General features: G+C 42.0%; 22 protein-coding genes and 2 pseudogenes. 12 read left to right on the top strand and 12 right to left on the bottom strand.

Translation table 11 applies throughout. The features are described from left to right. Window positions 1-424 precede the first annotated feature (424 nt). The 5 genes from FIB07_07925 to FIB07_07945 all read left to right on the top strand — a co-directional run bounded on the left by FIB07_07925 (window position 425) and on the right by FIB07_07945 (window position 4,914). Window positions 425-1,627, top strand: coding sequence for a hypothetical protein (locus tag FIB07_07925; GenBank protein NJD52780.1), 1,203 nt, complete (start codon window positions 425-427; stop codon window positions 1,625-1,627). Between the two features lie 130 nt (window positions 1,628-1,757). Further along, window positions 1,758-2,423, top strand: coding sequence for a DUF2071 domain-containing protein (locus tag FIB07_07930; GenBank protein ID NJD52781.1), 666 nt, complete (start codon window positions 1,758-1,760; stop codon window positions 2,421-2,423). Window positions 2,424-2,480: 57 nt separating this feature from the next. Then, window positions 2,481-3,293, top strand: coding sequence for a pyrroline-5-carboxylate reductase (proC, locus tag FIB07_07935; GenBank protein ID NJD52782.1), 813 nt, complete (start codon window positions 2,481-2,483; stop codon window positions 3,291-3,293). 11 nt (window positions 3,294-3,304) lie between these two features. Continuing rightward, a complete protein-coding gene (locus FIB07_07940) occupies window positions 3,305-4,114 on the top strand; it encodes a methyltransferase (protein ID NJD52783.1) in 810 nt (269 codons plus the stop codon). A 2-nt stretch (window positions 4,115-4,116) separates the two neighbouring features. Next, a complete protein-coding gene (locus tag FIB07_07945) occupies window positions 4,117-4,914 on the top strand; it encodes a class I SAM-dependent methyltransferase family protein (GenBank protein ID NJD52784.1) in 798 nt (265 codons plus the stop codon). A gap of 13 nt (window positions 4,915-4,927) precedes the next feature. Here FIB07_07945 and FIB07_07950 read toward each other — a convergent pair whose 3' ends face one another. Next, on the bottom strand, window positions 4,928-6,193 hold the full coding sequence (locus FIB07_07950) for an adenylosuccinate synthase (protein NJD52785.1): 1,266 nt from the start codon (window positions 6,191-6,193) through the stop codon (window positions 4,928-4,930). A 135-nt stretch (window positions 6,194-6,328) separates the two neighbouring features. On the opposite strand from FIB07_07950, the pseudogene FIB07_07955 reads away from it, so the two are divergent. Beyond that, window positions 6,329-6,442: pseudogene (locus tag FIB07_07955) on the top strand (nucleoside deaminase). Between the two features lie 3 nt (window positions 6,443-6,445). On the opposite strand, the gene FIB07_07960 reads toward FIB07_07955, so the two are convergent. Next, a complete protein-coding gene (locus FIB07_07960) occupies window positions 6,446-6,793 on the bottom strand; it encodes a peptidyl-tRNA hydrolase (protein ID NJD52786.1) in 348 nt (115 codons plus the stop codon). Window positions 6,794-6,830: 37 nt separating this feature from the next. Then, window positions 6,831-7,160, bottom strand: a complete 330-nt coding sequence (locus tag FIB07_07965; protein NJD52787.1) for a hypothetical protein — start codon at window positions 7,158-7,160, stop codon at window positions 6,831-6,833. Window positions 7,161-7,297: 137 nt separating this feature from the next. On the opposite strand from FIB07_07965, the gene FIB07_07970 reads away from it, so the two are divergent. After that, a complete protein-coding gene (locus FIB07_07970) occupies window positions 7,298-8,404 on the top strand; it encodes a PAS domain S-box protein (GenBank protein ID NJD52788.1) in 1,107 nt (368 codons plus the stop codon). A gap of 151 nt (window positions 8,405-8,555) precedes the next feature. On the opposite strand, the gene nifU is transcribed toward FIB07_07970, so the two are convergent. From nifU to FIB07_08015, 9 genes and pseudogenes are all read right to left on the bottom strand, one after another. Then, entirely contained in the window at window positions 8,556-9,890 is a 1,335-nt protein-coding gene (gene nifU, locus FIB07_07975; GenBank protein NJD52789.1) for a Fe-S cluster assembly scaffold protein NifU, read from the bottom strand. Window position 9,891: 1 nt separating this feature from the next. After that, window positions 9,892-11,055: a cysteine desulfurase gene (locus tag FIB07_07980; GenBank protein NJD52790.1), complete on the bottom strand. Its 1,164-nt coding sequence runs from the start codon at window positions 11,053-11,055 to the stop codon at window positions 9,892-9,894. 19 nt (window positions 11,056-11,074) lie between these two features. Further along, entirely contained in the window at window positions 11,075-11,434 is a 360-nt protein-coding gene (locus FIB07_07985; protein NJD52791.1) for a sulfur reduction protein DsrE, read from the bottom strand. Window positions 11,435-12,438: 1,004 nt separating this feature from the next. Next, window positions 12,439-12,489 (bottom strand): annotated as a pseudogene (locus FIB07_07990) (hypothetical protein). A gap of 286 nt (window positions 12,490-12,775) precedes the next feature. After that, window positions 12,776-14,083, bottom strand: coding sequence for a TrpB-like pyridoxal phosphate-dependent enzyme (locus tag FIB07_07995; protein ID NJD52792.1), 1,308 nt, complete (start codon window positions 14,081-14,083; stop codon window positions 12,776-12,778). A gap of 90 nt (window positions 14,084-14,173) precedes the next feature. Next, window positions 14,174-15,301, bottom strand: coding sequence for a hypothetical protein (locus FIB07_08000; GenBank protein NJD52793.1), 1,128 nt, complete (start codon window positions 15,299-15,301; stop codon window positions 14,174-14,176). Between the two features lie 52 nt (window positions 15,302-15,353). Then, window positions 15,354-15,575 carry a hypothetical protein gene (locus FIB07_08005; protein ID NJD52794.1) on the bottom strand — a complete coding sequence of 74 codons (222 nt, stop codon included), beginning with the start codon at window positions 15,573-15,575 and terminating at the stop codon, window positions 15,354-15,356. A 1-nt stretch (window position 15,576) separates the two neighbouring features. Continuing rightward, on the bottom strand, window positions 15,577-16,578 hold the full coding sequence (locus FIB07_08010) for a hypothetical protein (GenBank protein ID NJD52795.1): 1,002 nt from the start codon (window positions 16,576-16,578) through the stop codon (window positions 15,577-15,579). Window positions 16,579-16,936: 358 nt separating this feature from the next. Continuing rightward, the gene (locus FIB07_08015; protein NJD52796.1) at window positions 16,937-17,425 is read right to left on the bottom strand and encodes a hypothetical protein; all 489 of its coding nucleotides are present in this window, start codon (window positions 17,423-17,425) and stop codon (window positions 16,937-16,939) included. A 155-nt stretch (window positions 17,426-17,580) separates the two neighbouring features. On the opposite strand from FIB07_08015, the gene cbiT reads away from it, so the two are divergent. The 5 genes from cbiT to FIB07_08040 are packed head-to-tail and all read left to right on the top strand — an operon-like array spanning window position 17,581 to window position 21,644. Further along, window positions 17,581-18,111 (top strand): precorrin-6Y C5,15-methyltransferase (decarboxylating) subunit CbiT, encoded by a 531-nt coding sequence (gene cbiT, locus FIB07_08020; GenBank protein NJD52797.1) that lies wholly within the window; start codon window positions 17,581-17,583, stop codon window positions 18,109-18,111. Continuing rightward, entirely contained in the window at window positions 18,111-19,439 is a 1,329-nt protein-coding gene (locus FIB07_08025; protein NJD52798.1) for a cobalt-factor II C(20)-methyltransferase, read from the top strand. The genes cbiT and FIB07_08025 overlap by 1 nt, the downstream gene beginning before the upstream one ends. After that, window positions 19,432-20,301 (top strand): cobalt-precorrin 5A hydrolase, encoded by an 870-nt coding sequence (gene cbiG, locus FIB07_08030; GenBank protein ID NJD52799.1) that lies wholly within the window; start codon window positions 19,432-19,434, stop codon window positions 20,299-20,301. Before FIB07_08025 ends, cbiG begins: the two co-directional genes overlap by 8 nt. Next, a complete protein-coding gene (cobJ, locus tag FIB07_08035) occupies window positions 20,270-21,037 on the top strand; it encodes a precorrin-3B C(17)-methyltransferase (GenBank protein ID NJD52800.1) in 768 nt (255 codons plus the stop codon). The genes cbiG and cobJ overlap by 32 nt, the downstream gene beginning before the upstream one ends. Continuing rightward, window positions 21,027-21,644 (top strand): precorrin-8X methylmutase, encoded by a 618-nt coding sequence (locus FIB07_08040; GenBank protein NJD52801.1) that lies wholly within the window; start codon window positions 21,027-21,029, stop codon window positions 21,642-21,644. Before cobJ ends, FIB07_08040 begins: the two co-directional genes overlap by 11 nt. The last annotated feature ends 124 nt before the right edge of the window (window positions 21,645-21,768 follow it).

Consider the following 21,768-nt stretch of genomic DNA (forward strand, 5'->3'; position numbering starts at 1 on the left):
AACCTATAACAATAAATATCTTGTAGAAGATGATTTTAAACTACTGAATGATGAACTTCTTGTGCCAATTGGCCCAATATATCACACAAAGGATTTCAATATCAGGGTTCATGTTTTCCTTGCTGTCATGGGTTTACTTTTTTATAGATATCTGGCATGGAAGACAAAGAAGTATGGTCTTTCTTTGAAAGAAATTATTGATGTTTTATCCGGAATAAGGTTTGCTATTGTAAAGGATAACAAATCTGATAAATCCGATATTATTTTGGAAGAGATGAGTGTAAATCAAGGATCATTATTTTCTTTTCTGAATCTTGGGAAGTTTATCCCGGAATTTTAAAAAACGATAAGCATAGGACTAACCGTTTGTTAGGCTAACACACATATGGGCAATAGATAGCGGATTTTCGATCATCTTTGAAAGGTGAGTTCTATTTTCATATTGATCCCTCTTGCTCTTGTGGCATTGATACCTGCTGTAAGCATTGTTGGCGTAAGGATGGATACTGTAACCCTTGTATTGATCTACAATATCGGACTGCCTCTTTTTACTTTTCTTTATTCTGAATATATATTACTGCAGCGGCCTGCAACTTTTTCACCGCCGGATATTTCAGATGAACATCCTGAACTTTCTAATATAGGCTCGACCAGGAAAAGTATAATTATAGTCACATTGATAATCGGAACAATAGTTGGTTTTTCAGGATATATTCTTCTTTATTCTGGCAATCCATTTAATATTATATCAAAAGAAGCCATGGCCGGATTGGTTTTACCCACATTCCCGATCATCTGGGCAATAACTGCGATGATCACGGTATATTGCGTCGGGGTATATACCCCCTATAAAAAAATCCGGGATGGGATAAAACAGATCGAGAATGAATTTGCTGATGCCATGTTCATCCTTGGTCGGAGGATCTCAGAAGGGCGGTCAGCAGAAGAAGCCTTTACGCATACATCAGAAACGATGAAAGGGGCAAAAATCGGCGAAGCTTTTGCAGATATTGCAAAAAACCTCACATGCATGCGGACTACATTGCATGGCGCTATTTTCAATGAGGAATATGGGGCATTCAAAGATATTTATTCGGACAGGGTGCATACGATGATGAAACTCCTAACCGAAAGCGTACATAGAAGCCATGAGGCAGCAGGCATGGCGATTATAAAGCTGGCAGACCACCTCAAGGAATTACAGGATGTAGAGGCAAATATCAAGAGGGGTTTGTATGATGTCACCTCCACGATGAGGTCAACAGCTATAATATTTGCCCCTCTTATAGCAGGAGTTACGCTTGCTCTTTCCGAAGTGATCCAGAAAATTTTGCTCAATATTTCAAAAGAGACCAGCAATTTACCTGACGAATACAACATCGGGGATTTTATGAAAGAAGCAGGAACCGGAATGACCCAGACAGTCCCTCCTGATATTTTCGTGCTTGTGGTGGGAGTATATATGGTCTTGCTGGTGATGATCCTTACAAGGTTTGCAGGCGGGATCGAGTATGGCGATGACAGGCCTCAATTCATGTATGATCTGGGACAGACCCTGCCCATATCGATTATGGTGTTCACGGTTACGACAGTGGTTTCAAGGGTGATTTTCAGTTCAATGGTATGAAGTAGCGGTTTATTTTTCTTCGAAATGCAGAAGCCTGGGTAAACTATATATGCGCTAAGGTCAGACCTTATCTGGATAATTTAATCTGTTCCGCATATCGGCAGAGGGTTTGGACAATTGGGGGGGGTTAATGAATTACGGACTGATGCTCTGGTATGATACATTCTTTATCCACTGGCGTGTGCCTGGAGCTCAGCTTGAGATGCGCATCCCCGCAGGTCTTAGCCTTGATCTCTTTAATGGCGATGCGTACATAAGCCTTGTTGCGCTACGTGCAATAGGGCCTTCGCCGGGTTTACTTTTGCCTCTTAGCAGTATCTTTCTTTCATACAACCAGCTTAATGTGCGCACCTATGTGAAAACAGGTGCAGAACGGGGAATTATTCTTCTGGATACTAAGGTTGATCACATACTTCCCGCAGTGGGGGCGCGTATATTCGGCATGCCCTATCATTTTGCCTGCGGTCTTGGTTATAATGTGCGCGGCAACCATGTTGCCCTGAATACCCCGGATATTAAGGGGGATATCGATACTGCTGACCCATTCACGCCTCCGGAAGGAAGCCTTGAGAGCTTCCTGACCGATCGGTTCTGGGTATTTGTACGTGCACCCGTTGGCCCGGTCTATGGTGTAAAAATAAAGCATGCCCCCTGGAGGCTGCGCCCTGTGAAACTATATAATATGTTATCCTCCTCGATCACTGGTTTTGGCGGTGCTTCCGAACCCGTATGCTCATATATTGCCGAAAAAGCGGATGTTTCTATGGTGAAAGTTTCTATGGTAAGAAATCCATGATAATCTTTTTATCGCTTCATCTCTTTAATGTGTTAGATTTCAATGACAACAAAAGGCATGGAAAATAAAAAAATTGGATTTATCGGGACAGGTAAAATGGGCGAAGCCCTGATTAAAGGCATACTTCATGCCAGGCTCATTCCTTCCGGGAACATCTATGCCAGCGATATGGATTCAGTGAAATTAAAGGCTCTTGAAACCGAGCTTGGGATCAATACCTGCAAGGATAATTGTGACGCAGTGATCAATTCAGATATAATAATCATTGCGGTAAAACCGCAGATAGTCCCCAAAATCATCAATGAGATCAAAAGCTCAATAAAGAACCAGTTGATAATTTCAATAGCCGCCGGGGTTACCATAGATACTTATGAGAATAACCTGCCGCGCGGGACAAAGGTTGTCAGGGTGATGCCCAACATTGCGGCAACAGTAAAAGAAGCGGCTTCGGCAATCAGTCCGGGAAGCGCCGTATCAAAAGAGGATATGGCAATCGCAGGAAATATATTTAGTGCAATCGGAAAAACAGTAACAGTACAGGAAAACCTTATGGATGCCGTAACCGGATTGTCAGGAAGCGGCCCTGCATATATTTTCATGATAATCGAAGCACTTGCAGATGGCGGTGTGCATGAAGGACTTGACAGGAACACTGCAAAACTGCTTGCGGCGCAGACCGTTCTTGGTTCTGCAAAAATGGCGCTTGATGGCGGGAGCCATACGGGAGAATTAAAGGATATGGTGACATCCCCGGGGGGCACAACTATTCGCGGGCTTCGGGTCATGGAAGAACAGGGTGTACGCATCGCGATGATGAATGCAGTTATTGCGGCCTGCGAGCGTTCAAAAGAACTGGGCAAGAAATCATAAAGCAATCCAATATGTCTATCCTTTTCGATATCGAAGAAAAAGCAAGAAAGAATCATGCGCGTATTGGCCTCGGAATAGGCAAAGTCTCAGAAAAACTGATACGGAGCGCAGAGGCTGCCTGTGAATACGCTGATGTTGTGCTCGTTGGGGATGAAAATGGGATACAAGCAGTAGGTACCGACCTTGAGATAATCCATTCAAATGAGCCTCCGAAGAAATTGATCGAATTGCTGCTTTGTGGTAAAATAGACGGAGCAGTCAGGGGAACGCTCAGTGCGACAAAAACACTTTCTGAGCTTAAAAGATCGCTGAATATGAAAAAGCTATACAGGGTGGCATTATTAGAAACAGCAGATGGACGGCCGTTTTTCCTTGCGCCTGTTGGGATCGATGAAGGAAATTCCGTTGATGATAAAGTCGAGTTAATAAAGCGCGGCGCGGAGCATTTCAGGCGCCTCGATGTGGAAATGAAAGTGGGAATACTATCAGGCGGGCGTTTTGAGGATATGGGGAGGGATAAGACCGTTGACAGGACTCTTGAAGATGCAGAACGTGTGACCGGAAAAGTACGTGAACTCGGAATCGAAGCAAAGAATTATTCAATACTCATCGAGGATGCGATCGAGGATGCGAATTTCATCATGGCGCCCGATGGGATATCCGGTAACCTTATTTTTAGGACTCTTGTGTTCCTCGGGGGAGGATACGGCCATGGCGCGCCTGTTTTGATGGAGAAGGTGTTCGTGGATACTTCGCGCGTAGGGGGACATTACACGAGGGCGATAATGCTTGCAAGCGCGCTTAAACGTATTGAATCCTGAATATGTCCCTCCATTCCCTTCTCCAGAATAAGCTCCCTCCCGAAAAACTCGCGCTCATCCCTAAAGGCTTTGAGGTAATCGGAGATATCGCAATAATAAACGTCCCTCCACCTCTTGATCCTGAAAAACATCTCATTGCAGAGGCGCTGTCAATTCACAGGAATGATTTAAAAACAGTCCTTCGAAAGCTCAATAAAATCGAAGGTGCTGCGCGTGTAGCGCATTTTGAACTGCTGCTCGGTGACAGGACGACCACGCTGCACAGGGAGAACGGCTGCGTCTTCCAGCTGGATGTAACAAAAACCTTTTTTTCAGGAAAAATGTATTATGAGCGGGGCAGGATCGCGCAAAAAGCAAATGATGGGGAGGAGGTCCTTGTTTTATTTGCAGGCGTCGGGCCATTTCTCATCCCGATAAAGAAACAACGGAACGTCAACATCACAGGACTTGATAACAACCGGGAAGCCTGCATTTTCCTGGGAAAAAATATTAGACTGAACCGTATTGAAGCAAATATTGTTCTTGGCGATGCGCGAAATGTTAATAATCTTTTCAAAAACAGGTTTGACAGGATCGTGATGCCAGCGCCTTATGGCCAGGACTTCTTCCTGGATTTTGCCCAATCTATTTTGAAACCTGGAGGATATATCCACTTCTATACTTTCAAGAAGGACTTCGAGATACCTCATTTCAGGAGACTGCTTGAAGAAAAAGGATGGTTTATTGACTTCTCCAGGGATTGCGGGAATGTGGCGCCACGAGTGAAAAGATATGTTTTTGACTTGATATTGAGGAAATAGCTTGCTGTAAAAGTTATTTCATAAAAGTTTGCTTCCTGCCCGGCCCCACGGAAATATATCCGATATCTGCCCCCATCAATTCTTCAAGTAATGCAACATAGAGCCTTGCGTTTTCCGGAAGGTCTACGAAACTTTCGGTATCTGTGATATCCTCATGCCATCCAGGAATGTCGATATAGACGGGTTTGCATCGGGCAACGTCATCGGAAAGTTCAGGCATGTAATCGATATTTTTTCCATCCATTTCATATTCAAGGCACAACTTTATCGATTTAAGCCCTGAAAGCACATCGAGTTTTGTGAGAGCCATGGATGTATATCCATTGAGGTTGATAGCTTTTCGCGCAAGGGGTATATCAAACCAGCCGCATCTCCTGGGTCGCCCGGTCGTTGTCCCGAATTCGCCGCCCTTTTCACGCAGGTGTTCTCCGACTTCATTCTTCTGCTCAGTCGGAAGCGGCCCTTCTCCAACGCGTGTAATATATGCCTTTATTACTCCTATCACTTCATTCACTTTTGTCGGGCCGACACCCAGCCCGGCGCATGCTGAACCTGCAACAGTGCTTGAAGAGGTGACGAATTTCTGGGTACCGTGAATAATATCAAGATGTGTTCCCTGTGCACCTTCTGCGAGGACTTTTTTACCGTCTTTCAAAGCCTGGTTTATTTCTTTTGAAACATCGGTGATATATGGTTTTAATTTCTGTCCGATCTTAAGATATGCATCAATTCCTGACCTTGCGATCTTCGGGTCTCCTCCCATTTCTTTTATCGCTGCTTCTTTCTGGGGCGCTATTTCTTCAAGTTTGCGCATAAAACGGCTCTTATCAGCAATATCCGCCATCTGTATCTCTTCCCGCCCCACTTTATCAATATAGGCAAACCCGATACCCCTGTTCGTTGTCCCGATTTTTACGGCGCGTTTTTGTTCGCGAAGACCATCCAGCGCCACATGATAAGGCATTATGATGCTTGTCTTTGCGTCGATGCCAAGCTTTGCCGGGGGAACTTCCACGCCATTTTCAGAAAGCATGGCGATCTCTTCCATCAGTATTCCCGGATTCATCACAGTACCCGGGCCGATAAGCAGGCGCGCATCGAAAAGCACACCCGATGGGATAAGATGCAGTTTATATGTTTTACCTTCTGCAACAACGGTGTGCCCTGCATTATCCCCGCCCTGGAAACGGGCCACAATATCGTATTGCGAAGCCATCATATCCACGATCTTGCCTTTTCCTTCGTCCCCGAACTGTGCGCCTGTGATTATTGTGAACATATCTTTTCTCTTCTTTTAAGGGCGGGAAATATGATAAGGTTTGCCTGATTTTGGTGTAATCGAATCCAATAGCTGGTGGAAAGAAGAGTATAATCTTCTGGAGAGATTCTTATAAAAATGAGGCAGATGTGATCATTGCACAAAAACGGTAAAATCGTGGGGCGGAGGCATAACAGGCGCGTCCAGGAAAATGATCCTGTCATGCATGCGGAGATAGATTGCCTGCGAAAAGCCGGAAGAATTGGAAATAGTTTAAAGAAGCTTCAGATTACCCGTTATCTTATCCAGTTCACCGACCTCGGCAGGCCCGATTCCAAGCACCGTAGTCGTTCCCGGGGGCACTTCGGTCAACCCTGCATCGGTGATGAGTACGGCTGGAAGACCATGTCTCCTTGCAAGCTCCTTTAATTCAAAAAGTTCCTTCAGGCCCGGAACTCGTAAGACCACTTTCTTCTGGCCTCCTTCTTTCCATGCATCTCTGACTTTCTCGCTTGTAAATTCATATGTGGAAATAGCTGCATGAGCGACCTGGACCGCAAGTTTGCCTTTTGATAATTTCAGGTCATCGCGTACAATTATACATTGTTTATAATCAGTCATGAAAAATACCATATGGTAACTGAAAAAGAGCGCCGGATCACTGGATCATCATGCCTTTATCATCAAATTTCAATACATCTTTCTGGTCATTCCACTCTTTTCCCAGCCTCAGGGATTCTTCCATATTAAAATCTCCAACTCTTATATTATCACCGGTTTTTACGATAGCCTCAAAGGGGATAGACATTACACTCCCGGATTTTTTAATTATTATTCTTCTTCCATCAATTGCTATGCTTTCCCCGATATCAATATAGTCCTGTTTTACATATTTACCTATATAAATATGAACATCCAGCTGTTCGTTTTTTTCTGAATCCTGAGTGCTTTTCTTAAAAAAACCGGTGATTTTAGCAATAATAGACATTTGCATCAATTATTGTTTTTTCTTGAATAAATACTATTGGAACAATAATTGATGAAAATCCCCCTATTAGACAAAAAGATTATATGTAACATGGGAAGTGTGAATCATTAGAATAAGAAAACTATATTGGTGATTATTTGTCGACGCATTTTCGATCAATATATGAAAAATCTGATAAAAACAAGCTTGAAGAATTATTGTTAGAACAAGAAGAGAAATCCATTTTATCTGAGAAATATCTCTGGATGATAATCGAATCGTCATTGTATGGAATAGCTGTAGTGGATGAAAATGGCAAATTTGAGTTCGGAAACGATTCTTTTTTTAGAACAATCGACTGGCTAAAGGAAGAAATTATTGGCCAGGATTTCATGAAAGTAATCCCTGATGACTCGAAAGAATTTGTAACAGGGCACTGGCAAGGTGTTCAAAAAGACAGGGGAGGATTTCATGAGATCAAAATCAAAACGAGATGTGGCACAATAAAATATCTGAATGTGTCAAGCACTTTCGTAGAGATCAAAGGAAATAACAAAGTTGTTGCCATTATTCATGATATCACAGAAAATAAAAAACAGGAGATGAAGCTCAAAGAATCCGAGGAAAAATATCGTGACCTCTTTGAAAACGCCCAGGATGCCATGTACGTGGTCGATGATGAAGGTAATTTTTTGAAAATGAATAAGATTGGACTTCAAACACTCGGATGTGTTAAAGAAGAGGTAATTGGTACAAATATTTCTAAATGGATTACACAGGAGAGCTTAAAAACCGTTAATATGCGCCGGAAAAAGTTTCTTTCCGGAGAAAAGTTGGATCAGATAGATATCATCGAGATTGTTTGCAAGAATGGCGAACACAGATGGTGTGAGATAAAAATCAGGGAAATCAAAGAAGGTAATAAAACAATTGAAATTCATGGTATAGCCAGGGACATTACTGAAAATAGATTATTAAAACAAGAAATCAAGAAATCCAATAAACAACAGAAGCTTCTTTGCTACCTGATTCAGGGTACGCGCGGAGGAAAGACAAGAGCATTGATTCTGAAACATCTTAATGACAGATCTTATAATGCGCATCAATTATCAACAGTTATGAATATGGATTATAAAACTATCAGGCATCATCTTAATGTTTTAATCAAGAATGGAATAATAGGAAAAGGTAATAATGGATACTCTGATTTATATTCCATTTCAAAAAATATGGAAGCTGATTTAAACACATTTAATGAGCTTTGACCTGAGAATATCTTTGCTGGAAAAGATACCACTGCCCCCCAACCCGCCCATCTTTTTCTTATCTACAAATCTTACATTTTTTTATGTATTTAAATCTCTTTTCCCAAACTTTACCCCATCACTGGAATATTAATTTAATAAAAATATGAAGCTATTTCCAATATGGTTTCCTCAGTTCAACATATGCATTGTGAGCCACAGTTGCTCCATTCGCCACGGCCACTACAACGAGGGCAAGATCAGAAGCGATATCACCGACAGCATAAATCCCATCAATATTGGTCTTCTGGGCCTTATCAGTCTTAAGATATCCTTTATCATCCATCTCAAGACCGATCTTCTTGAAAATCTCAGTGTTTGGGATCAGGCCTACAGCCAGCACGACAGAATCAACAACCTGCTGGATGATTTCATCTTCCTTCAGGTCTTTCATTACCACTTTTTCGACTTTATCCGTGCCTGAAATCTCAACAACTTCGGTATTATAAAGCACCTTGATTTTATCGATCTCTTTAAGGCGCTCGATTTTATTCGGTACTGCCTTTAATTCACCACTCCTGCAGGCAATAGTAATAAGATCCGCTGTATCGGCAAGGCTTAAAGCTGCTTCTGCTGCTGAATTCCCGCTTCCTACTATTATGACGCGCTTCCCTTCGAAATTCTGGGGGTTTCTTACATAATAATATACTCCCCTTTCATCCTTGCTGAATTTCTCTTCACCCTTTATACCGCCTGTCGCGGGAGAACTGCCAGTTGCAAGAACCAGGATCTTACCTCTGTATTCCCCGCTTTCTGTAATGACCAACTTGTCTTGCGTGATCTCATTCACCCGCTCCTTTTTCATTTCAACCTTCAGTTTCTTTGCTTCATTCATCCAGCTATTGATAAGATCGGAACATGTTGATTTTTCACAGAGCCCGGGGAAATTCTCGATCATCTTGTCCGGGCATAACCATGACAGGATACCGCCCCAGCTGGAAGCTTCAAATATCGCTGTCTTAAGTCCCCGGTATGCACACAGAATCCCTGTGGCCAGCCCGCCCGGGCCGCCGCCCACTATGATCACGTCAAAATCATATCTCTCAGCTTCAAGCTTTGCCTTCTCCTCTTTTTTAGACATATAATCCTTGATGGCTGCATGAAGAGCATCTGCTGCAAGGTTAGAGCAGTGCATCTTGATAAGGGGCAAACCTCCAAGTTCCTCAGCAACCTCACCCCGCGTTATCTTAAGGGCTTCCTCAAGAGTTTTTCCGATAGCCATTTCCGTAATCATACTGCTTGTTGCAATAGCAGACCCGCAGCCGAAAGTCTTGAATTTCACATCTTTCAGGATATTATTCTCGACTTTGATCTGCATCTCCATTAAGTCACCACACACCGGATTTCCAACTCTTCCTATACCATCTGCATCCTTTATCTGCCCCACATTTCTCGGATTCCTGAAATGATCCATTACCTTTTCTGAATATTCGAATTGTTCTTCCATATCATTTCCTCACATAAAGAGGTGACAATTCCCTCAATCTTGCAACGATCTTCGGGACTGACCCAATGACATAATCCACATCTTCTTCGGTGTTGCCGCGTCCAAGCGTAAGTAATAACGAGCCGTGAGCTTCCTCATGCCGCAGTCCCATCGCGATAAGAACATGCGACGGCTCAAGAGTTTTTGAAGAGCAGGCCGATCCTGTGCTTGCTGTTATCCCCATGTCATTAAGCTGTAGTATGATGCTTTCACCTTCTATGAAGCTGAACCTGAAACTTGCATTATTGGGAAGCCTTTTTGTCCTGTGGCCTGTAAGATAGGTATATTCCAATTTGAGGATATTATCGATAAGCTTGTCCCGCATTTTCATATTTCTTGAGCTTTGCTCAGACATCTCTTTTTGTACGATCCCGGCGGCTTTACCCATCCCGACGATACCCGGAATATTCTCTGAACCACTTCTCATCCCGAATTCCTGCCCTCCACCGAGCATGAAAGGAATAATTCTTATGCCCTGCTTGATATAAAGTGCTCCCACACCTTTCGGACCGCCAAGGTCATTTGAGGAAATGGTCAAAAAATCGATATGTTCCTTTTCAACATCCACCGGAATCTTACCAACCGCGGCAGTCCCGTCAACATGGAACATTACCTTATGGTCAGAAGCGATCTGGCCAATTTCCCCTATCGGCTGGACCGTTCCAACTTCGCCGTTGGCATACATTATTGAAATCAGGATCGTTTTTCCTGTTATGGCATTTTTTACCTGTTCGGGATTCAGGAGCCCGTCCTTATCCACGGGAAGATATGTGACATCAAATCCATTTCTTTGCAGGTCTTTTAAGGTATTCATCACTGACATATGCTCTATCGAAGTTGTGATTATATGATTCCCTTTATCCTTATAACGTAAAGCTGCGCCCCGGATTGCAAGGTTGTTGGATTCTGTTGCACAGGAAGTGAATATAATGCTCTTTGGATTTGGTGCGCCAATCAATTTTGCCACGCTGATCCGTGCGTTCTCCAGTTCTCTCTTTGCTTTACGCCCCTGCGAGTGAAGGGATGACGGATTCCCGATCTCTATCTGGAAAAACGGTATCATGGCTTCAAGCACGCGTTCGTCTATGGGTGAAGCTGAGCCGTAATCCATGTAAACCTGTTTCATGTTGTTACTTGAAAACCTCCTAAAACCACATAGTGCCATCAGCTTCAAGGACAAGGTCGTTAAGCGTAGCAGCTCCCACGACCTCGGCTGAAGGAATAAAATCACCAGTCTCAAGATTGATGAGCTGGCAGCTCTGCTCGCAGACCATGAGTTTTACACCTGCTTTTACGGTCTGGTCCATTACTTCCTTAAGAGTAGGAAAAGAACCCATCTTAATTTTTTCAGCGTTTCCTTTTTTCACAACCGTAACCCCCATCCCGAGGAAATAGATTATAGGATCAATTTCCATCGCCTTTGCAGTCTGCGCAAGGATAAAAGGGGAATAAAGTCGCTCAGGTCTATCGATTCCGCTTGTCTGGACATATAATAGGTTTGTCATCGTATCTCCCAGTATGATATTATGTTTAATAATAGATACACTTTTGCATGTTATTTTATCGTGATACCTCGCTGCTGCGATTGGGAGCTTCACTTTATGCGATCTTCATTTTACCATCAATCACAGATACATTATCCTGCAATTCACGCTTTTTCGATTCAATTTCGATTTTAAGTGAATCAAGCTGCTTTTTTGAAACATCAAGTTCTTTTTCAGATGCTATAAGCTTATCCTGCAAAGTGGATAACACATCGTTCAAATCTTTCTCATCCTTAATTATCTTCATCTTTGAAATTTCATCTTTTTTACGTTCGATATCCTTAACGATCGCATAATATTCCGTTTTCTTATCTCCAATAGATGATGACGCCAGTTGAATCTGTGGAATGATTTTATCTGTTTTTGGAAGATTCAATACCCCGCTTTCAACGATTTTCTGTAATTCAACAAAGAACTCCGGAGGAACATCCACAGGACAGGATAAGCATAAATTCAATGCATCCCGGTCTTCGGGTTTAAGGACAAATCTGCCGCTATCACTTAATTGTTTCAGCCTGTTAATAACTTTATTCAGTGGTGATATTATGCTGTTAATTTCAGATATTTTCACTTTAGCATCATTTTCAAGCAAAACCAGTTCATCTTTTGACCTGGCATATTCTATCCAGGATTCACCCGTATACAGGAGGTTTTGTGCGTCCTGCTTTTCTCCGGTCTCTTTTTTCAATGAAACGATCTTTTTTTCGTTCTCTTTTATGGATCGTTCCATTTGCTCAATATCAAGAGTTATCTTCCTGATAACCTGTACAAGTTCCTGCGATTTATCCAGGGCGTCAAGCACTTGCTTTCTTGAATTAACAGGCTCAATGAAATCATTAAGAAGCCTCCCAAGGGAATTAACATCAGCAATAACATTTTTTGATTCCTCAAGATACACAAGTTTCGTATATTGATAGCTTTTCATCATATTCTCAAGGCATATCCCCAGGGTCTGGATTGCGCTTTCATGAAAAGCCGCTATTGATTTTACATCTTTTTCCCCGGGGACAGTTATGTTCTCAAGAAGCATCCTCACCTGCTTTGCCATATTATCCCTGTTGCTTGAAGCGACCTTGACTATCTTTAGATGGAATGTTCCTTCAGGCTTTGCGTTTTCAAGCTCGCCTGTGCTGTCTTTTATTTTCCTGAGTATTTTTTCGATCCGGGGATAAAAGGAAGACGTCTCCTTTTCTATTTTTTCAGAAATTTGCCGGGATCTCAATTCAAGCCATCCCGGAAGCTTATCCCCGGCTATTGTTTCTCCTTCATTATCTTTTTTTCCAAAGAGCCTTTCTATAAGTTTCAACTTGAGTCCTTCATATTCCCGCTGAAATAACTATCATATGCGCTCATATCAAAATGCCCGTGCCCGCTCAGGTTGAACAGGATCGTCTTTTTTTCACCGTTCTTCTTACATTCAAGTGCCTTATCTATTGCGCATTTAATTGCATGCGATGATTCAGGCGCAGGGACTATACCTTCACTTCTTGCGAACGTAACCGCGGCTTCAAATATCTCTTTCTGGTGATATGCAACAGCATCTATAAGTTTATCGGTATATAACTGGCTCACAATCGGGGACATTCCATGGTACCGCAGCCCTCCTGCGTGGATAGATGGAGGTATATATTCATGTCCCATCGTGTACATTTTCAAAAGGGGTGTAAGTTCGGCTGTATCTCCAAAGTCATACCTGAACTCTCCTTTTGTCAGGCTTGGACACGCGGTAGGTTCAACCCCTATCACTTTTACGTCATGTTTACCTGATATCTTATCACTGAGGAAAGGAAAACTAATGCCTGCAAAATTACTTCCGCCGCCAACACTTCCGATTATATAATCCGGATATTCTTCAACCCGGGCAAGCTGTTCTCTGGCTTCCAGGCCAATGACTGTCTGGTGAAGCATTACATGGTTCAAAACGCTCCCGAGTGAATAATGCGTATCCTCATGGCTTGCAGCATCCTCAATAGCTTCACTTATTGCAATCCCGAGACTGCCTGGTGATCCGGGATCTTTAGACAATATCTTTTTTCCTGAATTTGTAAGGTTGCTTGGAGACGCGATAACATCAGCGCCCCACAGATGCATTAGTGACCTGCGGTATGGTTTTTGCGTAAAACTTACTTTTACCATATACACAGTGCATTTAAGGCCGAAATACGAAGTTGCGAGTGCGAGTGCACATCCCCACTGTCCTGCTCCGGTTTCGGTCGCCAGCCTTTGTGTCCCTTCTTTCATATTATAATATGCCTGGGCTATTGCAGTATTGGGTTTATGGCTGCCTGCCGGGCTTATACCTTCATACTTATAATAGATCTTTGCCGGAGTTTTCAGGGCAGCTTCAAGACGATGAGCCCTGTAGAGGGGAGAAGGACGCCATAATGCATAGATATCCCTGACTTCATCAGGGATCGGAATGAACCTGTCCTGGCTGACTTCCTGCTTGATAAGTTCCATAGGAAATATTGGCGAAAGATCTTTCGGACCTATCGGTTCTTTAGTTCCCGGATTTAGAGGCGGAGATACCGGGGTAGGCATATCCGGGAGGATATTATACCATTTCCTGGGAATGTCATTTTCATCTAAAAGTATTTTTGTTTTTTGCATGGAAATAACTCCAGAACTACTATTTACTTGGGGGTATATCAAACTTGATGAAAAAATCAGTGAAATATCATCATTATTATTTCATGATACCTAATTCTTTGTCCACGTTATCCAATTACTAAATTCCTCGTCCGATATGACATTATCTCCATATGCCCTGACATAAATTCTAAAGTTTCTCCCTGTAGGAGCATGAAGATTTTTGACATTATACGTATAACTGCTCTCTGGCTCTATCTGAACGTATTGGCTTTCTATCTGACTCCAAACCTTTGAAGTGTCGGATGTTTGCAGAGCAACATAAATTTTGGTGTTTTTGGCAGTTTCTGATCCAAGGTTTTCAACTGTGACATCTACATCTGTATAAACATCTTTAGAATTGTATTCGTATTTTGAAGTAAATTTTACATCTAAAACCGGCCTTGCATAAATAGTAATGATTTTGGCTTTTGAATTTTTATATTCATCTGGTAATTGTCCAACTGGCCAGTTTTCGCCTGTTGTTTCCAGATAGCAATATCTTTGACCATTGAAATTATATGAATATCCCGATATATCAGGACTGCATTTAATTCCTACTGCCATATGTTTTGGCAATTCAATCAATACTACCCCATATCCCATTTCTTGAAGTATTGCTGTTGCCAAAATCGATGTGTCTTCGCAATCACCCCCGTCGTCGTAGAGAGTTTCGTAGGGAAATCTCGGATACTCATCAAAGCCTGTAGTAACTTTGTCTGAAGTGTATGGAAGAGATTGTATAAAAGAAATTGTCAGATAAGGAATCTCTGAATCAGTTAACCCGTTATCTTTTCCGACTTTTTTGAGAGTAGTTGCTATGCTTTTAATTAGTACGTCATCGTAAGGATCAGACGCGAATAAATCGTAATCTCTTGAATGGCTTCTACTCTTGTATGCGTTATAAATTCCGTCATCAAAATTCATTGTTAAATACCATTCAGTTCCCCCATAATTCCAAGTAAACTTTCTCTGGAAAGTTTTATCTGGTTCAAAATCAGTTTCGCCTGTCGGAGTTATAATTACCGGTTCAGGCGTGGGTAAAGAAGAGGGCGTGTTAATCGGAGATAGTCTTGGAGTAGGAGTAGGAAAGTATGTAGTTGTAGCTATAATTTGTGTTTCTGGAGTTGGTCCATTAGAGTCAATACATCCTGATATTAAAAATATAATTAATATCAAAAATATTTGTTTAATAAACATTGCATATTTAAGTAATATTGGAATTTCACAAAATCACTATTTTTTTAAATCACTATTTTTTTATAAGTCTTTCTTTTATGAAATAAATACTGATCGCCAGCACCGAAAGTGCATAAAACGCATCAAATATGGGCCTATATTTGTATTGAATGAAGTTCCCTATGAGCATATTTATGGCGTTATACAGATTGAAAATAGCTATCAAAGCGAATAACATTGCTATTAAAAATATTCCCAGATAAAAATAATCCTCGATTTTTTCCTTATTGACCATTTCATGACCTCCTTCTTAATATAAAAACAACTAAAAGAGCTGATATTGCTGCAAATATTTCAAATCCCGGTTCTTTAGGCGCCTCTGAATATGCCGGAGCCGGAGTTGGATATGGTTTACCTTCTTCCCTTTGTCCATCTGCACTCTCACGCACGAACTTGGAAACCTCGATATTCGTTTTTTTCTCCACGCTTTCTTTGGGAACTGTCTTTGTTGGTGCAAGAAGCACAGGCTTTTCCCATGTGTTTATCATGGTATCTCCCCGCCACAGCTCCACAACTACCATATAATTATATTCATCAGGAACAACAAGCTGCACGCTTCTGACTGCGGTCGTCTCATTCACGATCGCGCCTGTCTCGGCATTTGTTTTATCTGCAATAAGGTTGGATGTTGCCTCTCTTGCTTTGACGGTCATTTTCAGGTTCTCGGAAATATCCGGGCCTCTATTCTCAAGGTAAATATCGGATTTTATTGAGACCTTTCCAGCCGACACACCGCCAACCGTGAAATCGATATTATTTAGTGTGACCCCGCTGCGCTTTGATTCAGGTGTCAGAGCATTCAATCCCCGGATGCTGACTGTGCCGCTATCGCGAATGGTTCCATTATCATAAAGAAGAATATTCAACTCATATCCGCCATTTCTCTCTACATTAAGGCTCGTTGAAACAGATAAGGTTTTTTCTATATCGGATTCTGTTTCGGGTATCGGGGCAGAAACCTGGGTCTCAAGTAGCCTTGTGTCACTGTTTATAGCCTTTATTAACATTGATGCATTCCGGGTCTTGCCTCCGTTATGATTTATGTATGCAGTGACATTCAATTCTATCCGCGCACTTGTCACTTCGACTGGCTTGACATCAACATCGCGGATAGAGACAGATGAAGGAGGAATCCAGGGTGTATCTTTTTGAAGAACATCTTTATTAATCAGGACTATGGCAAATGATAAAATCAACATGGATGCCAATATTATTGAGAGAATATAACCAGGTTTCATAATCCCATCTCTTAAACAATCACTTTTAATATAAACTTTGTCACAGAATATATTTAATATCCGGCAGATACTTCCGAAAATGTGGATTTAATAGTTCCAAAAAGCCAGATCTATTAGAACAGGAGTTTTTATTATTTTTATGTTATTCCCTTCAATATAGAGCTTCTCTATTTCCTTGCCGGAAAAACCAGCTTTTAATAATTTCGCTCTATCCTGTGAAGTTTCTAACATTCCAATCACCTATCTAACAAATATTATATCTATCCATTATGTATTAATTAAAAATGTATTTTTCAGCATATATAGATGACTTGAAATTTTATGCTCAATATAATTGTTATCATTATGTTGAGATTACCTAAAACTGGAGAAGCGTTCTCTGGAAAGGATCTTCAACTACACCCGTTAGCACCTGGTAATGTTTCTTTATCCGCTTCATCAGGTGCGCCCTGAAATCAGGATTTGGAAAAAGATATGCAGGATTTTTAATAACCGTCATGGTATTAAGATCAAATAGGCCTATATCTTTTATATCAAATATTGCTTTTGAGAAGTGTTTTGCAGCGAGATAAAAATATTCACAGGTATCACGATATGTTTCAAGGTATGAAAGCGCGAGTTTTGGATTAACCACACCATTCCATTCCTTGATCTCGATTCCTACAATATAATATCTTTCGGATTTTTTGTAGACTGCAATTATATCCGCGAGGTTACAGGTGCTTTTTCGGCAAATGAAGGGCTTGATGTGCATCTCAGGTGTGTGAAAAACAGGGATGCCCCTGTCTGTAATGGAATTGACGATCTCATGGGAGTTGATTGTCATACCGAAGTGAGAGAACATCATTATATTCCAGCATGGGCTTCTTAAATAAAAGTGTTGTGTGCAGGGAGTGAAGGTGATTCTGTTATTCAGTAAAACACTGCAAAGGAAGCAAAGAAGGGCAAATTATTATATCAAATAAAATTGATTTAACACAACTTTATTTAAGTTGATCACATATGCTCTATCCAGCCGGAACCCCCACACAGCCCGAAATAATCGCAATTGCCCTATCTAAACTCAAGATTAAATCCACCGACGTATTTGTGGATATAGGCTGTGGCAGTGGCTCTGTTTCGATAGCTGCTTCCGGATTGGCAAAACATGTATTTGCAATTGACAACAGGGATGATGCTATTAATGCAACATCAGAAAATATTAAAGAACGAAGCATAAAAAATATCACATTATTAAAAGGGGAAGCGATTATACTGCTTCTCGATATTGATATGGATTGTGCGTTCATAGGAGGAAGCAAAAATATCAAACAGGTTTTAAAAATATTAATCGAAAAGAAAAAAGAGCCGAAAATGCGGTTCGTTATAAACGCCGTTAAGCTTGAAACAGTTGCTACTGCCATGGAAATTATGAAAAAGAATAATGTTTTCAAGGAATTGTTACAGATACAAATATCAAGGGGAAATGAGCTTGCAGGAGGTACTATGTTCAAACCTGAAAATCCTATTTTCCTTTTAGTTGGTGGGTTATAATGTTGATCGGTATCGGTCTTGGTCCCGGAAATCCGGATCTGCTCACTCTTGCTGCCATAAAAGCCCTGAAAGAAAGCAGGAGCGTTTTCGTTCCCGGAAAACTCGCAGAGAAGCTTGTTTCGCCTTATGCTAAAGCCCGGATACTTGATTTTCCCATGATACAGGACAAGAAAGAACTGTCAAGGTTATGGGAAAAAAATGCAGGGATCGTAGCAGTTGAGGCAAAAAATAAAATGGTCTCGTTTGCAGTCCTGGGCGATCCTAATGTGTTTTCAACATTCTCACATCTTAAAAGAACGATTGAGGAGAAATATCCTGATGTCGAAATTACAACAATCCCCGGCGTAAGCTCGATAACAGCCCAGGCAGCCCGTACAAATATTAGTATGGACAGCTCTTTCGTGGTAAGTGACGGTTCACCTGTCAATACAAAGATAATCCTGAAATCAAAGCATCCTGAAGATGTTAAGAAAAATTTGATAGAAGAGGGTTTTAACGAATTTATTTTTGCCCGGCGCCTGTTCATGGAAGATGAACTGGTCACTGGTGAAATCCCCGAAAAAGGTGACTATTTCAGCCTGGTGGTGGCAAAGCGGGGAAAAACCAGGGTAAATAATAGAAAAAAGATTGTTCATTTCGTGGGAGCAGGCCCCGGAAACCCCGGATACATCACAGTCAGGGGGCGCGAACTTCTGGAATCAGCAGACTTTGTCATGTATGCGGGTTCGCTTGTCAATCCGGTTGTTCTAAATTACGTGCATGGTGAGAAGCTTGATAGCTTCGGGATGAAACTTGAAGATATCGCTGATGTACTTTCAAAGAAAGTGGATGAGGGAAAAAACGTTGTCAGGCTGCATAGCGGTGATCCTTCATTATATGGCGCGATCATCGAACAGATGGACAGCCTGAAAAAACGCGGTATAGATGTGGAAATCGTTCCAGGAGTGACTTCACTTTTTGCCGCAGCAGCCACGCTAAAAACCCAGCTTACGATAAATGGCATTACAGAGACGCTTATTATCACAAGACCCGCAGGAACAACACTTCAGAAAGATTCGATCAGGGAACTGTCGCGCCATAATGCCACGATGGCAATTTATCTTGGGACTGATAAAATCAGGAAGGTCATGCAGGAAGTGGAATATCCTGAAGGTACGCCCGTTGCTGTTGTTTATCATGCCTCCTGGGAAGATGAATTAGTGATACTTGGTACAGTTGGCGATATTGCGGACAGGGTCGAGGCAGCAAGGATCAACAGGTCAGCAATGATAATTATCGGTAATGTCCTGATACCGCACAATTTCAAGAGGTCTCATCTATATGGGTGAGCTTGCAATAATCGCCTTTTCACGGAATCTTGATATTGCGAAAAAAATAAAAGACGCTACTGGCGGGGACATAATAGAGTACTCAAAAGATGCCTTCAAGATTGCTTTTGAGGAATACAGGTCTATAATAGCCATTATGGCGACAGGCATTGCTGTAAGAAATATCGCCCCTCTTATTTCCGATAAATGGAAAGACCCGGCAGTTGTGGTCGTAGATTCGGGACTGAATTATGCAATTCCTGTCCTTGGTGGCCATCATGGCGGGAATGAACTGGCAGGAAAACTTGCAGTTATGGGTATGATCCCTGTGATAACGACAGCTACCGAAGTTATGGGGAAAGAATCTGTGGAGGGGATCGCAGATAGTCTTGGTTGCAGGATAATAAACAGGGATTCAACGAAAAAAGTCAATACTGCATTGCTTGATAGCGAGCTTGAAGTCCTGAGTATCAAAGGCCCAAAGATCGTAATTATTGGGGACGATGTCAGTGTCCTTAAAAGAAAGGGGCTTGTTGTGGGAATAGGGGCAAACAGGGGTGTCAGAATGTCAGAAGTGGTTGTTGCAATAAACGCAGCACTTCTGGAATTGGGTGCAGGAATAGAGGATGTGAATTGTTTTGCATCTGCAATGATAAAAGAAAATGAAAAAGGAATTATTGATGCGGCGGCAGCATTCGGAAAAAAGCTGAGACTCGTCTCCAATGATGTCATTAATTCCATACATGCGCCAACTCCGTCCAGAGCAAAAAGCCTGGGGCTAAACGGGGTATGCGAACCTGCTGCACTTGCGCTTTCACAGGAAAAGAAACTGTTACTAAAAAAGAGGATTTATGGGAATGTCACAATCGCGATCGCACGGTAAATTATACATAGTAGGAATAGGGCCTGGTGGAATTGACCACCTTACGAAAAAGGCAGAAAGCGCCCTGCTTGAATCCGAATACATAATCGGGAATGGGACTTATCTTGACCAGATTGCTCCAGTTATAAAAGATCAAAAGACCATACGAAGCGGAATGGGCGGTGAGGTTGAACGAGCAAGGTCGGCGGTAGAACTCGGAAAAAGCCATATTGTTTCAATAATCAGCGGCGGGGATGCAAACGTATACGGGATGGCCGGGCTTGTATTGGAGGTAGCCCAAAAGACCGAAGAGATCGAAATTGAAGTCATACCCGGAGTAACTGCAATAACTGCCGCGGCTTCACTTCTTGGTGCGCCGCTGGTTAATGATTTTGCAGTAATAAGTTTAAGCGACCTCCTGACTCCCGTTGAGATGATCAATCGCCGCATAAACAGAGCAGCAGAAGCTGACTTTGTGATAGCCATATACAATCCGAAAAGCAGGAACCGCAAGGAGAATTTCGCAAAGGCCATTGAGATCATCCGGAAATACAGGAATGAAAATACGCCTGTGGGGATCGTAAAAAGCGCTACGCGCCCCGGTCAGACTGTTCTTGCAACGACACTTGGCAGGATAATGGAGTACAATGATATGATCGATATGAGTACGATCGTTCTTATCGGCAACAGTGAATCAAGATTATGGAAAAACATGATAATAACACCCCGCGGATACCAGAGGAAATATGAGTATTGAATTTGGCGCGCGGACAAGGGAAGCAAAAGAGATCAATGAAAAAAGTTGGAGAATTGTGGAAAGTTTCGTAAAAGGAGATACGCCGCATGACAGGATACGGAAGCGTTGCGTTATCGCAACAGGTGACCCGGCATTTGCAGAACTCATGAGGTTTAATAATGACCCTGTAAATGCAGGAATAAATGCAATCAGGGAGGGTGCCCCAATATTTACAGATATCAGGATGGCCCAGGTTGGAATTACAAAGCAGGGGCATAAATGCGACGTCAGGTGTGTCCTTGATCTTGATGAAGGGGCCGATATTGCCAGGAATACAGGAATAACAAGAACAAGCGCTGGCTTTTTGGCGCTTGGAAAAGAACTTGAAGGTGCTATCATCGTTATCGGGAACGCACCTTCAGCAGCACTCACTGTTTGCAGGATGATCGATGAGGGTGTTTCTCCGGCCATTCTTGTGGCGACCCCAGTGGGTTTTGTGAATGCTGCCGAATCGAAAGAACTTGTAAGAACGCTTATTGTGCCATCTATCACATGCGTCGGAACAAGAGGCGGAACACCGGTGGCTGTGGCTGTTGTTAATGAACTTGTGGAAATAGCATTTCGATAAAACCGATTGAACTATTTTCAAAAAATTACATGCTCATCATTCAGATAGTAAGAAATCTGGAAAAGATTAAAATACTCCTTAGACATATAGGATATATTGACGAGCGGGAACATTTTTTTACTAA

This window comes from Candidatus Methanoperedens sp. (genome assembly GCA_012026795.1).
Classification (GTDB): Archaea; Halobacteriota; Methanosarcinia; order Methanosarcinales; family Methanoperedenaceae; genus Methanoperedens.